This is a genomic window from Streptomyces dioscori (assembly GCF_003024195.1).
In the GTDB taxonomy this organism is placed as follows: Bacteria; Actinomycetota; Actinomycetes; order Streptomycetales; family Streptomycetaceae; genus Streptomyces; species Streptomyces dioscori.
In genome coordinates, this window is sequence record NZ_KZ679049.1 from 1 (window position 1) to 14,584 (window position 14,584).

At 69.1% G+C, this 14,584-nt stretch carries 10 protein-coding genes and 1 rRNA gene; 6 read left to right on the plus strand and 5 right to left on the minus strand.

Translation table 11 applies throughout. From position 1 onward, the window contains the following. Positions 1 to 10 precede the first annotated feature (10 nt). A 16S ribosomal RNA gene (locus C6Y14_RS27700) occupies positions 11 to 1,538 on the minus strand. 594 nt (positions 1,539 to 2,132) lie between these two features. Between C6Y14_RS27700 and C6Y14_RS27710 the strand changes: the two genes are divergently transcribed. Both C6Y14_RS27710 and ptsP read left to right on the plus strand, forming a co-directional pair. Then, entirely contained in the window at positions 2,133 to 2,582 is a 450-nt protein-coding gene (locus tag C6Y14_RS27710) for a PTS sugar transporter subunit IIA (protein ID WP_107019578.1), read from the plus strand. Between the two features lie 78 nt (positions 2,583 to 2,660). Further along, a complete protein-coding gene (ptsP, locus tag C6Y14_RS27715) occupies positions 2,661 to 4,331 on the plus strand; it encodes a phosphoenolpyruvate--protein phosphotransferase (RefSeq protein WP_107019579.1) in 1,671 nt (556 codons plus the stop codon). A 104-nt stretch (positions 4,332 to 4,435) separates the two neighbouring features. Here ptsP and C6Y14_RS27720 read toward each other — a convergent pair whose 3' ends face one another. Together C6Y14_RS27720 and C6Y14_RS27725 are read right to left on the minus strand one after the other, a co-directional pair. Beyond that, positions 4,436 to 5,332 (minus strand): hypothetical protein, encoded by an 897-nt coding sequence (locus tag C6Y14_RS27720; protein ID WP_107019580.1) that lies wholly within the window; start codon positions 5,330 to 5,332, stop codon positions 4,436 to 4,438. 76 nt (positions 5,333 to 5,408) lie between these two features. Then, on the minus strand, positions 5,409 to 7,376 hold the full coding sequence (locus C6Y14_RS27725; RefSeq protein ID WP_107019581.1) for an acetoacetate--CoA ligase: 1,968 nt from the start codon (positions 7,374 to 7,376) through the stop codon (positions 5,409 to 5,411). Positions 7,377 to 7,589: 213 nt separating this feature from the next. Here C6Y14_RS27725 and C6Y14_RS27730 point away from each other — a divergent pair, with 213 nt between their 5' ends. Continuing rightward, on the plus strand, positions 7,590 to 9,950 hold the full coding sequence (locus tag C6Y14_RS27730) for a glycoside hydrolase family 31 protein (RefSeq protein ID WP_107019582.1): 2,361 nt from the start codon (positions 7,590 to 7,592) through the stop codon (positions 9,948 to 9,950). 38 nt (positions 9,951 to 9,988) lie between these two features. Here C6Y14_RS27730 and C6Y14_RS27735 read toward each other — a convergent pair whose 3' ends face one another. Together C6Y14_RS27735 and C6Y14_RS27740 are read right to left on the minus strand one after the other, a co-directional pair. Then, complete coding sequence (locus C6Y14_RS27735) at positions 9,989 to 10,525, minus strand: NUDIX domain-containing protein (RefSeq protein ID WP_107019583.1); 537 nt, start codon at positions 10,523 to 10,525, stop codon at positions 9,989 to 9,991. Positions 10,526 to 10,617: 92 nt separating this feature from the next. Then, positions 10,618 to 11,427: a M15 family metallopeptidase gene (locus C6Y14_RS27740; RefSeq protein ID WP_107019584.1), complete on the minus strand. Its 810-nt coding sequence runs from the start codon at positions 11,425 to 11,427 to the stop codon at positions 10,618 to 10,620. 254 nt (positions 11,428 to 11,681) lie between these two features. Here C6Y14_RS27740 and C6Y14_RS27745 point away from each other — a divergent pair, with 254 nt between their 5' ends. From C6Y14_RS27745 to C6Y14_RS27755, 3 genes are all read left to right on the plus strand, one after another. After that, positions 11,682 to 12,128, plus strand: a complete 447-nt coding sequence (locus tag C6Y14_RS27745) for a Zn-ribbon domain-containing OB-fold protein (RefSeq protein WP_107019585.1) — start codon at positions 11,682 to 11,684, stop codon at positions 12,126 to 12,128. Continuing rightward, entirely contained in the window at positions 12,125 to 13,315 is a 1,191-nt protein-coding gene (locus C6Y14_RS27750) for a lipid-transfer protein (protein ID WP_107019586.1), read from the plus strand. The genes C6Y14_RS27745 and C6Y14_RS27750 overlap by 4 nt, the downstream gene beginning before the upstream one ends. A gap of 494 nt (positions 13,316 to 13,809) precedes the next feature. Continuing rightward, positions 13,810 to 14,535, plus strand: a complete 726-nt coding sequence (locus C6Y14_RS27755) for an MIP/aquaporin family protein (protein ID WP_107019587.1) — start codon at positions 13,810 to 13,812, stop codon at positions 14,533 to 14,535. Positions 14,536 to 14,584 lie beyond the last annotated feature (49 nt).

Genomic DNA, 14,584 nt, shown 5'->3' on the forward strand with positions numbered 1-14,584 from the left:
TGCTCCTTAGAAAGGAGGTGATCCAGCCGCACCTTCCGGTACGGCTACCTTGTTACGACTTCGTCCCAATCGCCAGTCCCACCTTCGACAGCTCCCTCCCCACAAGGGGGTTGGGCCACCGGCTTCGGGTGTTACCGACTTTCGTGACGTGACGGGCGGTGTGTACAAGGCCCGGGAACGTATTCACCGCAGCAATGCTGATCTGCGATTACTAGCAACTCCGACTTCATGGGGTCGAGTTGCAGACCCCAATCCGAACTGAGACAGGCTTTTTGAGATTCGCTCCACCTTGCGGTATCGCAGCTCATTGTACCTGCCATTGTAGCACGTGTGCAGCCCAAGACATAAGGGGCATGATGACTTGACGTCGTCCCCACCTTCCTCCGAGTTGACCCCGGCAGTCTCCTGTGAGTCCCCATCACCCCGAAGGGCATGCTGGCAACACAGAACAAGGGTTGCGCTCGTTGCGGGACTTAACCCAACATCTCACGACACGAGCTGACGACAGCCATGCACCACCTGTCACCCGACCACAAGGGGGGCACCATCTCTGATGCTTTCCGGGCGATGTCAAGCCTTGGTAAGGTTCTTCGCGTTGCGTCGAATTAAGCCACATGCTCCGCTGCTTGTGCGGGCCCCCGTCAATTCCTTTGAGTTTTAGCCTTGCGGCCGTACTCCCCAGGCGGGGAACTTAATGCGTTAGCTGCGGCACCGACGACGTGGAATGTCGCCAACACCTAGTTCCCACCGTTTACGGCGTGGACTACCAGGGTATCTAATCCTGTTCGCTCCCCACGCTTTCGCTCCTCAGCGTCAGTAATGGCCCAGAGATCCGCCTTCGCCACCGGTGTTCCTCCTGATATCTGCGCATTTCACCGCTACACCAGGAATTCCGATCTCCCCTACCACACTCTAGTCTGCCCGTATCGAATGCAGACCCGGGGTTAAGCCCCGGGCTTTCACATCCGACGCGACAGACCGCCTACGAGCTCTTTACGCCCAATAATTCCGGACAACGCTTGCGCCCTACGTATTACCGCGGCTGCTGGCACGTAGTTAGCCGGCGCTTCTTCTGCAGGTACCGTCACTTTCGCTTCTTCCCTGCTGAAAGAGGTTTACAACCCGAAGGCCGTCATCCCTCACGCGGCGTCGCTGCATCAGGCTTTCGCCCATTGTGCAATATTCCCCACTGCTGCCTCCCGTAGGAGTCTGGGCCGTGTCTCAGTCCCAGTGTGGCCGGTCGCCCTCTCAGGCCGGCTACCCGTCGTCGCCTTGGTGAGCCACTACCTCACCAACAAGCTGATAGGCCGCGGGCTCATCCTTCACCGCCGGAGCTTTCAACCCCCACAGATGCCTGTAGGAGTGTCATCCGGTATTAGACCCCGTTTCCAGGGCTTGTCCCAGAGTGAAGGGCAGATTGCCCACGTGTTACTCACCCGTTCGCCACTAATCCCCACCGAAGTGGTTCATCGTTCGACTTGCATGTGTTAAGCACGCCGCCAGCGTTCGTCCTGAGCCAGGATCAAACTCTCCGTGAATGTTTTCCCGTAATCGGGACAACATCAGGTGAGCGGAACGACCAACCGGAATAAGGAAGGCCGTTCACAGCGTCCTCGCTGATGCGCCTACCAGGTGTAACCCCGGCAGGACTTTTTCAAAGGAACCTCCACCCACCACCATGCGGTGATGGACGGGGTATCAACATATCTGGCGTTGATTTTTGGCACGCTGTTGAGTTCTCAAGGAACGGACGCTTCCTTTGTACTCACCCTCTCGGGCTTTCCTCCGGGCGCTTCCCTTCGTGTTCCCAAACTCTATCAGCGAATTTCCGTCTCCCTGACCACCGATTCTGCGAACATGCAGAACCAGACCCCGAGAGAGGATCTGACAAGTTTGGGTGCTGCCCGGCACGGACACTTTCGCGTCCCTCGGCCTCAAGCAGGAGTACGACAGTACACGGGGCCCAGGAGCGGGCGCAAATCGTTTCCGCTGGGCGCTACGACCGCCGACCGGCTGACCGGCTCCTCTTCGCGCGGAACCGTCACTTCTCATGACTTACGCTGCTCAACAGTGCGCCGTCCGGGACAGGCAGTGACGGCCCATATGAATCCCCGCCCCCCGGGAGGCTTCCCATGACCAACGTGACGTCCCCTCTTGCAGGACGCACCATCGGACTCGCCGCTGTACCCGATCCGGTCTTCTCCGGGGCCATGGTGGGCCCCGGGACCGCGATCGACCCCGTACGGGAGGCATCGGAGGCGGTCTCGCCCATCGACGGCGTCGTCGTCTCCCTTCACCCGCACGCCTTCGTCGTGGTCGACGACGAGGGTCATGGAGTACTGACGCATCTGGGCATCGACACCGTTCAGCTCAACGGCGAAGGTTTCGAGCTGCTCGTCAACAAGGGCGACACCGTGCAGCGGGGGCAGGCCGTGGTGCGCTGGGACCCCGCCGCCGTCGAAGCGGCCGGCAAGTCCCCCATCTGTCCCATCGTGGCGCTCGAAGCCACGGCCGAGTCCCTCTCCGACGTCAGCGTTGACGGCGAAGTGAAGGCTGGCGACGCTCTCTTCAGCTGGCACTGACCTCATCGCCGTCAGCGACGGCAGGCACGGCACGACATCACGGCGGCAGGGGCCGCCGCTCTATCGGAGACTGGTGACATGGAGACAACGCTGCGAGGCGTCGGCGTGAGCCACGGTGTGGCGATCGGCGAAGTTCGGCACATGGGAACGGCGGTGCTCGAACCGCCTGCCAAGCAGATACCGGTGCAGGACGCGGAGCGTGAGCAGGGGCGCGCCCGCAAGGCCGTGGAAGCCGTGGCCGCCGACCTGATGGCGCGCGGCAATCTGGCGGGCGGCGAGGCCCAGGCCGTTCTTGAGGCCCAGGCGATGATGGCCCAGGATCCGGAGCTCATGGCCGACGTCGAACGGCGTATCGCCGTCGGCAGCACGGCGGAGCGTGGTGTGTACGACGCGTTCGCCTCGTACCGCGCCCTTCTGGCGAACGCCGGTGAGTACCTCGCGGGCCGGGTGGCGGACCTCGACGACGTGCGGAACCGTATCGTCGCCCGGCTGCTCGGTGTGCCGATGCCGGGTGTTCCCGACAGCGACGAGCCGTACGTCCTGATCGCTCGTGATCTCGCGCCGGCCGACACGGCGCTGCTGGACCCGACGCTCGTCCTCGGTTTCGTCACCGAGGAGGGCGGGCCGACGAGCCACAGCGCGATCCTGGCGCGGGCTCTCGGTGTACCCGCCGTCGTGGCACTGCCGGGAGCCGGTGAGCTGGCCGAGGGCACGCTGGTCGCCGTGGACGGCAGCTCCGGTGAGATCTTCGTGAACCCGAGCGCCGAGAAGAAGGCCGAGCTGGAGGCCGCCGCTGCCGCACGCAAGGCGGCGCTCGCCGGGTCGACCGGGCCCGGGGCCACCTCCGACGGACACAAGGTTCCGCTGCTGGTCAACATCGGCGGCCCGGCCGACGTACCGGCGGCGGTCGAGGCCGGTGCCGAGGGCGTGGGTCTGTTCCGCACCGAGTTCCTCTTCCTGGACGACAGCAAGAACGCGCCGTCCGAGGAGAAGCAGGTCGAGGCGTACCGCAAGGTGCTCGAAGCCTTCCCCGAGGGGCGGGTCGTGGTGCGCGTGCTCGACGCGGGCGCCGACAAGCCCCTCGACTTCCTGACGCCCGCCGACGAACCGAACCCGGCGCTGGGCGTGCGCGGTCTGCGGTCGCTGCTCGACCACCCCGACGTGCTGCGTACGCAGCTGACGGCGCTGTCGAAGGCTTCCGAGGGCTTGCCCGTCCACCTTGAGGTCATGGCGCCGATGGTCGCCGACCGTGCGGACGCCAAGGCCTTCGCCGACGCGTGCCGTGCGGCGGGACTGCAAGCGAAGTTCGGCGCCATGGTCGAGATTCCGTCGGCCTCTCTGCGGGCGCGCTCGATCCTGCAGGAGGTCGAGTTCCTGTCGCTGGGTACCAACGACCTCGCGCAGTACACCTTCGCCGCCGACCGGCAGGTGGGCGCCGTGTCCCGGCTCCAGGACCCGTGGCAGCCGGCGCTGCTCGACCTTGTCGCGATGTCCGCCGAGGCGGCCCGGGCCGAGGGAAAGAGCTGTGGCGTCTGTGGCGAGGCCGCTTCGGACCCGCTGCTCGCGTGTGTGCTGACCGGTCTGGGTGTCACCTCCCTCTCCATGGGTGCCGCGTCCATTCCTTACGTCCGCGCGACGCTGGCCAAGTACACGCTGGCTCAGTGCGAGCGGGCCGCGGCGGCCGCGCGCGCCTGTGACAGCGCCGAAGAGGCGCGCACGGCGGCTCAGGCAGTGCTGTCCGGCGAGTAGCCGGGCGAGCAGTCAGCTGTGATCGAGGGGCGCTCCACCGCGAGGTGGGGCGCCCCTCGCGCATTCGGTGCGCGCATTCGGTGCGGGTGTTCGGTGCGGGTTGTTCAGTGCGTGTGCGCCGTCGAGCGGCCGTCGTCGCCCAGGTCCGGTGGCGCGCAGTAGTCGACGCCCGACTCCGGTGAGACGAGGTCGCCCGATTCGACGTCGGTGCAGTAGGCGTCGAAGACTTCTCCTGCGGTGAGGGGTTCCAGTTCCTCGCCGCGCAGGCGCCAGCCGTAGACCCGGTCGGTGGCGTCGGAGGCGGTGGTGCGCATGACGAGGCCGCCGGCGCTCCGGGTGGCGATGCCCAGGGCGAGCACGGTGGTGAATTCGAGGGCGGCGCCCTCGTCCAAGTGCGGTGTGCCGTGCTGGTCGTCGTCGGTGCGCAGGACGGCCACCAGTGGCTCGGGCTCCGTGGAGACACTGCACACGATGTGCCGCTCTCCGGGGCCCGAGGACTGGAGGATGCGGACGAGCAGATCCGAGGCTCGTTGGAAGGCCGCTCGGCCGATGTCCTCGCCGCAGGACGCGCAGTTGCCGATCCGGGCCAGGAGCGTGGTCGCGTACTCCCAGGTGGCCCGGCGGACCGCTTCGTCGATGAGGTCGGGGACGAGGGTGTCGAGGCTCTGGCCTTCGTAGGGGACGGTCGCGCCCGTCGTGGCGAGCTCCGCCGTGAAGCGGGTGCGGCTGGACGCGGTGTCGGGGTCGAGTGCGTGCTCGGCGCAGAACTCCGCGTACTCCTCGGGGTCGAAGAGTGCCACCGTGGTGTGGCCGCCCTCGGACGCGAGGGTCCTGAGCAGGGCCTCCACCTGCCGGAGGTAGTTGGTGTGGTCGTCGAAGGCGAAGGTGCGGTAGCGACGTCGCATGGCGGTGAAGTCCTGCTCGTCGGTCAGCAGGCCGATCGTGCCGGCGACTTCGCGGCGCAGGACGCGTCGCATGGTCTGGTTCTGGGTGTGCGCCATCTTTCCCCCTGTGCGCGGTGATCAATGCTCACTCACCGTAACCGGCGGCACTGACAACGGCTCCCGCGCAGGCCGGTCAGGCGCGGTCGCGGGCCAGCTGCTCGTAGAAGTGGAGCAGGTCGAGGTTGTCGACGGAGCCGGGGTTGACGGCCTTTTCGAGGGGGGTGCCCTGGAGGAGGCGTTTGACCGGGACCTCGATGCGTTTGCCCGTCAGGGTGTGCGGGATGCCGGGGACTTCGATGACCTCGTCGGGGGTGTGGCGGGGTGAGAGCTGTTCCCGGATGGTTCGCTTGATGCGGCCGAGGAGGGCTTCGTCGAGTTCGGCGCCCGGTGCCAGGTGGACGAAGAGCGGCATCCAGTAGCCGCCGTCTGGCTGTTCGACGCCGATGACGAGGGATTCGCGGATCTCCGGAAGGCGTTCGACCGCTTCGTAGATGTCAGCCGACCCCATGCGTACCCCCTGGCGGTTGAGGGTGGAGTCCGAGCGGCCGTGGATGACGACGGAGCCGCGTGAGGTGAGGGTGATCCAGTCGCCGTGGCGCCAGACGCCGGGGTACGTGTCGAAGTAGCTGTCGTGGTAGCGGCTGCCGTCGGGGTCGTTCCAGAAGCGGATCGGCATGGACGGCATGGGGTTGGTGACGACGAGTTCGCCGACCTCGTCGATGAGGGGTTTGCCGCTCGGGTCCCAGGACTGGAGGTCGGTGCCGAGGCCCGGGGCCTGGAGTTCGCCGATGTGGACGGGGAGGGTGGGAACCGCTCCCGCGAAGCAGGAGCACACGTCGGTGCCGCCGCTGACGGAGGCGATCCACAGGTCGTCGCGCACCTCGTCGTGCAGCCAGCGGAATCCGTCGGGCGGCAGGGGCGAACCGGTCGTGGCGACGCACTTGATGCGGGAGAGGTCGAAGTCGCGGGAAGGGTGCACGTCCGCTTTGCGGCAGGCCATGACGTACGCCGCCGAGGTGCCGTACAGGGTGGCGGCGGTGCGTTCGGCGATGCGCCACTGGGCGCCGGTGTCGGGATAGCCGGGGCTGCCGTCGTACAGGACGATCGTGGTGCCGGTCAGGAGGCCGGAGACGAGGAAGTTCCACATCATCCAGCCGGTGGACGTGTACCAGAAGAAACGGTCCTCGGGTCCCAGGTCGCAGTGCAGGCCCAGTTGTTTGAGGTGCTCGACGAGGATGCCGCCCTGCGACTGGACGATGGCCTTGGGCAGGCCGGTCGTGCCGGAGGAGTAGAGCACCCAGAGCGGGTGGTCGAAAGGCACCTCTTCGTAGACGGGTGTCACGTCCGCCGAGGTGAGGGCGGACCACTCCAGGGCGCCTTCGGGGGGCTCGGTGCCGAGCAGCGGGACGTGGACGACGGCGCGCAGGGTGGGCAGTTCGCGGCGCAGTTCGGCGACGGTGTCCCTGCGGTCGTGTTCCTTGCCTCCGTAGCGGTAGCCGTCGACCGCGAAGAGCACGACGGGTTCGACCTGCTGGAAGCGGTCCAGGACGCTGCGGGCGCCGAAGTCGGGGGCGCAGGAGGTCCACACCGCGCCGACGGCGGCGGTGGCGAGGAGGGCGGCCACGGCCTGCGGGATGTTCGGGAGGTAGCCGCTGACGCGGTCTCCGGGGCGTACGCCGAGTGCACGCAGTTCGGCGGCCAGGGAGCCGACCTGCCTGCGTAGTGCGGACCAGCTGACGGGACGGGGCTCGTGGGTCTCGTCGACGTACAGGAGGGCCGGTTCGTCCGCTCGGGTGTCGGCCGCTCGCAGTGCGTGCTCGGCGTAGTTGAGGGTGGCTCCGGGGAACCACTGGGCTCCGGGCATGGAGCGGTCGCCCAGCACGCGCGCGTAGGGGGTCGAGAACCGTACGTCGAAGAACTCCGTGACGGCTTTCCAGAACGTGTCCAGTTCGTCCACGGACCAGCGGTGCAGGCCGGCGTAGCCGCCCTCGGCGGGGGCTCCGTGGTGCTCGGCCGCCCAGGCCTGGAATCGGGTGATCTGTGCCTGGTCGATGTGTTCCCGGTCGGGCTGCCAGAGCGGCGAGGGGTTCGATGAGGTCATGGGTCGGCTCCCGGACTGCGCGCGTCGTGTGCGTGTACCGCGCACGGGCTGGGGTGTGCGCGTCACGCGGCTGAGACGGACGATGCCATGTGATCGACTTTGACACCAGGGTTGGTCCCACATAGTCCGCCCCATGAACATGTGGTGTGGCCATGGGTGAACGGAAGTTGAACGGAACGCTCGTAGGGCCATTCGGGTGGCAGGCTGAGCAGCATGAACGGTCGTGACCTGGTGCGTTCGATGAAGGCGGTCGGTTCTGCGGGGGCGGGCCAGGGCTTGCTCACCGTGCGGGCCGCGTGGCGCAGGAGGCGTATCGACGCCGTCGGGTTGCCGGTGCGGGGGGCTGAACGCGCGCGTATTCCGGGGCCCGTGCTGTCCGCGGAACCCGCGCCCGGCGGCGGCGTCGTCCGGTTCACCCGGTCGGAGCTGCGGATCACCGTCACGGCGGGTGGAGCGGTCTTCTGGGGCTGGGACGGGGCGGGGCCCGAGCCCTCGTACGCGCTCGCGGGCGGTGTTCCCGAGCCGGATCCCCGGGCCCTGCTGGAGCCGGACAAGGACGGCGCCTGGCGGGTGGTGTCGGAGCGGATGACGGTGGTCGTGTCGCGGCTCGGCGCCGTGGAGGTGCGGACGCCGGGTGGGGTGAGTCTGCGGCGCGAACTGCCGCCGCGGTGGTGGGAGCCGGCCGGGGGTGGCGTGGCGCGCTGGATGCAGCGCTCCGAAGTGGCCGCGGACGCGCGTTTCTTCGGACTGGGCGGGCGTGCTTCGGGGCTCCGGCTGCGTGACGGGTCGTACCGGTTGTGGAACACCGCTCCCGGGCACGCCTTCGGTCCCGGTGACGGTCCGCCGCACCTCACCATGCCGGTGCAGATGGTGGTGGCCGACGCGGCGACCCACCTCGTGTTCCACGACAGCTCCTGGGACGGCACCGTGGTCCTGCGCGAGGGCGAGGAGGGTGCCGGGTCGGGGCACGACCGGGCCGGGACGAGCGATCTGCGCATGGACGGCGGGCCGCTGCGCTGCTGGGTCATGGTGGGCACTCCCGCGCGCGTGCTGCAGACCTGGGCGTCCCTGACGGGTGCCGCCGCGCTGCCGCCGGCCTGGGCCCTGGGGCATCATCACGCGCTGCGGGGCCTCGGAAGCGAGCAGGAGGTGCGGCGGATCGTGGGCGGTTACCACGAGCACGGACTGCCGCTGGACGCCGTGCACCTGGGCGTCGACCACTTCGACGCGCACCGGACGTTCACGGTCGACCGGGACCGTTTCCCGAAGCTGCCGGTGCTCGCGGAGGAACTGCGCCGGGACGGGATCCGGCTGGTGTCGGTCGTGGAACCGGCCGTCAGGGCCGAACCGGGCAACTCCGTGTACGACACCGGAACCGCCGAGGACGCCTTCGTGCGGGACTCTGCCGGAGAGGTGGTGCGCGGTGTGGTCCGGTCGGGCGAGGCGGTCTATCCGGACTTCACGCGCGCGCGTACGCGCCGGTGGTGGGGCGGGCTCTACGAGGAGCGGCTCTCCCAGGGGTTCGCCGGATTCTGGCACGACCTGGACGAACCCGTGTCCCTCACCGCTTTCGGCGAGGCCACGCTGCCCCGTTCGGCGCGGCACGATCTGGAGGGCCGCGGCGGCGACCATCGCGAGGCGCACAACGTGTACGCGCTCTTCATGGCCCGGGCCGCCTACGAAGGGCTGAGCGAACTGGCGCCTCTGGAGCGGCCGTTCCTGTTCTCGCGATCCGGGTGGGCCGGAACGCAGCGCTACGGAGGGACCTGGTCCGGGGAGGTCGCCACGGGCTGGCCCGGTCTGCGGGCGTCGCTGTCGCTGGTGCTGGGGCTGGGTCTGTGCGGCGTGCCGTACTCGGGTCCCGAGGTGGGCGGCTTCGACGGTGCCCCCTCGTCCGAGCTGTATCTGCGGTGGTTGCAACTGGGCGCGTATCTGCCGCTCTTCCGTACGCACGCGGGTCCGCGGGCCGGGCACGGGGAGCCCTGGGAGTTCGGTGACGAAGTGCTGGAGCACGCGCGCGTGGCGCTCGTCGAGCGGCGGCGGCTGCTGCCGTACTTCATGACGCTGGCGCATCTGGCACGGCGTACGGGTGCGCCCTATGTGCGGCCGCTGTGGTGGGGCGTCCCGGAGGACCGGGCGTTGCGCGACTGCGAGGACGCCTTCCTGCTCGGCGACTGTCTTCTGGTGGCTCCGGTGCTGGATCCGGGGACGGAACGGCGTGCCGTGCGGTTGCCGCGGGGCCGCTGGTACGACGCCGAGACCGAGAGGGTGTACCAGGGGCCCGCCCAGGTGCTGGTCGACGCCCCTCTGTCACGGATTCCGGTACTGGTCCGCGCGGGTGCCGTGCTGCCGGTACGTGGCGACGACGGCTCCCTGGAGCTGGAGGTGTGGGCGCCCGCCCACGGACGGACCGGGGGCGGGCTGGTGGTCACCGACTCCGGGGACGGGCGGGAGGAGCCGGAGATCGAGCGGTACGTGACGCGTCGGCAGGGGGCGCGTGTGGTCGTGGAGCGGGAGGGGGAGGACGGCCCGGTCGGGCCGTCCCTCCCCGTACGGGTGCGAGGGCTGGGCTGAGGCCCTGATGAGCGGGCTCTGAAGGCCCCGGGGGTCTCTCAGATGTAGCGGCCCTCGAACCACGCCCTGGCCGCCATGGTGTGCAGCGGGAAGGCGAGTTCGGTCGACCTGCGCAGCAGGTGCCAGCCCTCGGTCTCGTCCGTCGCGGCGGACGGGGGCAGGTCGTCGGCGGGACGCTCCGGGAGGGCTCCGAAGAGCAGCAGGTGCCCGTCGGGTGAGCTCAGCGCGTCGACGAGGCGTACGTCGCGGCTCGCCGCGACGATGCCCGTCTCCTCCTTGAGCTCACGGACGACGGCCTGCCGCCAGTCCTCCCGGTGGTCGATGAATCCGCCGGGCAGAGCGACTCCCCCGCGCGCGGGGGCGATCGTTCTGGTGATGACGACCAGGGCCGCCCCCTTCGTGTCGTACACGGGCTGCAGGGCCACCGCGACCGGCAACGGGTTGCGGTAGGCCACACCGCCGCAGGAGGTGCAGGTACGGGGCCAGCCGGAGACGCCTTCTCCGTAGGGTGCGCCGCAACTCGAACAGTGGGTGCCCGGCGCGGAGTTGGCGGACGGGATATGGGATGGAGACACGCCCGGGACTGTATCCGATGATCAGAAGGTTGTTTCGGCTGGCCGCCTCAGGTGGTGCTCCGGTGCCGCCTCAAAGGCGTTTCACTGCCTGTTCACCGTGACGTGGCCAGGGATTTGGTCGACACAGGGAAGTCGAAATAGGTGTCCGGATAGGCCTCGGGCTTGAAAGTGAAGTGCCACCATTCCTCCGCGAGGTTCACGAAGTCGAGGTTTTCGAGCGTGTCCTTCAGGAGGAGCCTGTTGGCGCGCTGCTGCCCCTGGACGCGTGGGTCGAGCGTGTGCGACAGGGTGTCGAAGCAGTCGTAGCCCGTGCCCATGTCCACCGAGTGGTCGGGGAAACGCTCGCTCCGGGGCGCGAAGCACGGCGCGAGGGGTTCTCCGGGGACGTACGGCCGGGTCGGTTTCGCCGGGAGTCTCACGATCGTGAGGTCCATGGTCGAGCCGCGGCTGTGCCCGGACTTCTCGGCGATGTAGCCGTCCTCGAACAGCCGGGTCTTGTCGACGTTCGGGTAGAACTCGTCCTTCATGCTCTGGTCGTCGAGGTCCTCGGCCCAGCGGACGAAGTGGTCGACGGCTCGCTGGGGCCGGTAGCAGTCGTACACCTTCAGGGAGTAGCCCTGGGGCAGTAGTTGCCGCTGGGCCTCATGGAGGGCTTCGGCGGCGGGCCGGGTGAGGATGCACAGCGGCTCTCGGTAGCCGTCGATGCGCTCGCCCACGAAGTTGTGCGGGGTGAAGTAGCGGATCTCCTGGATGATCGTGCGATCCACGGAGCGCAGGGCGACGAAGTCCTCGGGGGCCTTCGGTTCGGGTGTCGCCGTCGCGGTGGCGCAGCAGGCGCTGACGGCGAGCAGGGCGGCGAGCGCGGTGACGAGACCGCGTACCGCTGTGGTGAGTCGGGTCATGACCCATGCGTCTATCAGGCGCGGGTTCCCCGGGGGAAGTGGCTCCGGGTGAGGGACGACCGGGACCACCCCCGTGGGCCCCGGTCGTCCCTACCGATGGTCGGACGCCCAGGAGGGCCCCGGCGGTTCTCCGCGGTCACCCGCGGTTCTCCGTACCGGGCAGCGTGCTCCGTGCACACTGCCCAATCGGCGTGGCCCGTGGCAGACTTCTGACGTTCCGTCAGATCCAGTCGATCCAGTGTCGTGGAGGAACCTTGTCGCGCACTCGTACACCCGTCGTCACCGGCTGGTTCGCCGGTGAGGGAGACGACTTCCGGCTCCTCGGCACGCGCTGCTCGGCCTGCGCGTCCGTGTTCTTCCCCCGGGAAGACGCCTTCTGCCGCAATCCGGGTTGCTCCGGCGGCGAACTGGTGGAGGTACCGCTGTCGAGGCGGGGCCGCGTCTGGTCGTACACGGACAGCCGGTACCGGCCGCCGTCACCCTACGTGTCCGATCGGGAACTCGAATGGCAGCCCTACGCGTTGATCGCTGTGGAGCTGGCGGCCGAGCGTCTCGTGGTGCTCGGGCAGGCGGTTCCCGGTGTCGCCGTCGCCGATCTGACGGTGGGCATGGAGGTGGAGGTCGTCCCGGGCGTGCTGAACGAGGACGCGGAGACGACCTGGACGACCTGGCACTGGCGGCCGACGGGGGTGACGGTATGACGGATGAGGTGGCGGTGCTCGGCGCGGGCATGCACCCGTGGGGCAAATGGGGGCGGTCGTTCGTCGAGTACGGGACCGTGGCGGCGCGCGCGGCCCTGGCCGACGCGGGAATCGACTGGCGCCGGGTCGGCTCGATCGTCGGCGCGGACACGGTGCGTGGCGGCTATCCGGGATATGTGGCCGGGGCGACGTTCGCCAAGGCGCTGGGCTGGCAGGGGGCCCGGGTGGCGAGTGTGTACGCCGCGTGCGCGTCGGGGGCGCAGGCCGTCAGCACGGCGCGGGCGCAGATCCTCTCGGGGCTCGCGGACGTGGTGCTCGTGGTGGGTGCGGACGCGGCCCCGAAAGGGTTCTTCCGGCCCGCGGGCGGGGACCGGGCCGACGATCCGGACTGGCTGCGGTTCCGGGTCCTCGGGGCGACGAATCCGACGTACTTCGGGTTGTACGCGCGTCGGCGCATGGCGGTTCATGGGGACACTCCGGAGGACTTCGCGCAGGTCAAGGTGAAGAACGCGGCCATGGGGGCGCTGAATCCGAACGCGCGCTACCGCAAGCGGGTCACCGCCGAGGAGGTCGCGTCGTCGGCCGTGGTCGCCGATCCGCTGCGGCTGCTCGACATCTGCGCCACCTCGGACGGCGGGGCCGCGCTGGTGCTGTCGAGCATGGAGTTCGCGCGCCGGCACGGGGCCGCGGACCCGGTGCGGATCCGCGCGGTGTCCACGGTGACGCCCCGCTATCCCAGCACCGTGCTGGACCTGCCCGACATCGCGACGGACTCGGCGGTCTCGGTGGAGCCCGCGGACGAGACGTTCCGTGCGTCGATCGCGCGGGCGGCGTACGAGGAGGCGGGGATCGGTCCGCGGGATCTCTCCCTCGCCGAGGTCTACGACCTGTCCACGGCCCTGGAACTGCAGTGGTACGAGGATCTGGGGCTGTGCGGTGAGGGCGGGGGCGCGAAGCTGCTCGCGGAGGGCGCCACGGCCCTGGGCGGACGCATACCCGTCAATGTCAGCGGCGGGCTCTCCTCCTTCGGAGAGGCTGTTCCGGCACAGGCGATCGCCCAGGTCTGCGAGCTCACCTGGCAGCTGCGGGGAACGGCGGGCGACCGGCAGGTGGCGGGCGCCCGGGTCGGAGTCTGCGCCAACCAGGGGTTGTTCGGGCACGGATCGGCCGTGATCGCGGTCAGATGAGGCAGCGGCCCGTCCGCCGGGCCGTGCGTGCTGCCGAGCCGCGAGGGCGGGCACGGTTCCGGAGCGGCGCCGAGGCCGACGGGGACCAGGGGTGAGTAGACGGGCAGCCGTGCGTGCGGCCCGGAGAGCGACGGGCGCAGCGGTCACACGGCCAACAGGGCTGCGTCCGACGGGACTTCCGGCGGCAGCCGGTCGGCCGAAGACGTGGGTGCGAACCGTTCTCGCCCGCGACCTTGACGCTCCCACAGTGCCGGTGAACACTTCCGGTGTCAGTCGGCGTCGCCGCAATTCGGCGTATTCAGGCACTGCGCCGCGCGGGCCCTCGTCCGCGCCAACGGGCCATCCCCCACCGGCGATCCGACTGCTACGGCACGCTCGTCACGGACGCCGGGCGGGGCGCGGGATCTCCCTGCCCTCGGCTGAAGTAGCCATGGGAACGCACCCTGCACGGTGGACCGGGGCGGATCGCCCCGGGTTTGGGCCTAGGAGCCGCCATGAGCAACGGAGATGTTTTCGTCGGTGAGGTCATCGGCACAGCGATACTCATCCTCTTCGGCGCCGGAGTGGTCGCCGCTGTCGTACTCAACTACTCCAAGGCGAAGGACGCCGGCTGGGTCGTCATCGCCTTCGGCTGGGGCTTCGGTGTACTGGCCGGCGCGTACACCGCCGCACCGCTGTCCGGCGGGCACCTCAACCCGGCGGTGACGCTCGGCATCGCGATCGACACCGGCGACTGGGACCAGGTCCACATCTACGTCGCCGGGCAGATGGTCGGCGCGTTCCTCGGCGCGGTCCTGTGCTGGCTGGTCTACTTCGCGCAGTTCCAGGCCAACGCCGAGGACGAGATCGCGCAGCCGACGCTCGGGATCTTCTCCACCGCGCCCGAGATACGCAATCCCGTGGCGAACCTCATCACCGAGATCATCGCGACCGTCGGTCTGGTCCTGCCGATCCTGGCCTTCGGTCTCACCGAGGGGCTCGGCCAGTCCGGTACGGCGATCCTGATCGTCGCGTTCCTGGTGGTCGGCATCGGTCTGTCCCTCGGCGGGCCGACGGGGTACGCCATCAACCCGGCCCGCGACCTGGGCCCGCGTATCGCCCACGCCGTCCTGCCGATCCCCAACAAGGGTACGTCGGACTGGAGCTACTCGTGGATTCCGGTGGTGGGGCCGCTGATCGGCGGAGCGCTGTCCGGGGTCGTCTTCAACGCGGCCTTCTAGGCCCTGTCGTCGCGTTCCCGCTGCCGGTTCGACGACGGGCGGCGGGAAC

What these genes read in the sequence shown, in the direction of transcription:
- C6Y14_RS27750 (WP_107019586.1), top strand. Translation starts at nt 12,125, where the DNA reads ATGACGGATGAGGTGGCGGTGCTCGGCGCGGGCATGCACCCGTGGGGC.
- ptsP (WP_107019579.1), top strand. Translation starts at nt 2,661, where the DNA reads ATGGAGACAACGCTGCGAGGCGTCGGCGTGAGCCACGGTGTGGCGATC.
- C6Y14_RS27710 (WP_107019578.1), top strand. Translation starts at nt 2,133, where the DNA reads ATGACCAACGTGACGTCCCCTCTTGCAGGACGCACCATCGGACTCGCC.
- C6Y14_RS27755 (WP_107019587.1), top strand. Translation starts at nt 13,810, where the DNA reads ATGAGCAACGGAGATGTTTTCGTCGGTGAGGTCATCGGCACAGCGATA.
- C6Y14_RS27720 (WP_107019580.1), bottom strand. Translation starts at nt 5,332, where the DNA reads ATGGCGCACACCCAGAACCAGACCATGCGACGCGTCCTGCGCCGCGAA.
- C6Y14_RS27740 (WP_107019584.1), bottom strand. Translation starts at nt 11,427, where the DNA reads ATGACCCGACTCACCACAGCGGTACGCGGTCTCGTCACCGCGCTCGCC.
- C6Y14_RS27730 (WP_107019582.1), top strand. Translation starts at nt 7,590, where the DNA reads ATGAACGGTCGTGACCTGGTGCGTTCGATGAAGGCGGTCGGTTCTGCG.
- C6Y14_RS27725 (WP_107019581.1), bottom strand. Translation starts at nt 7,376, where the DNA reads ATGACCTCATCGAACCCCTCGCCGCTCTGGCAGCCCGACCGGGAACAC.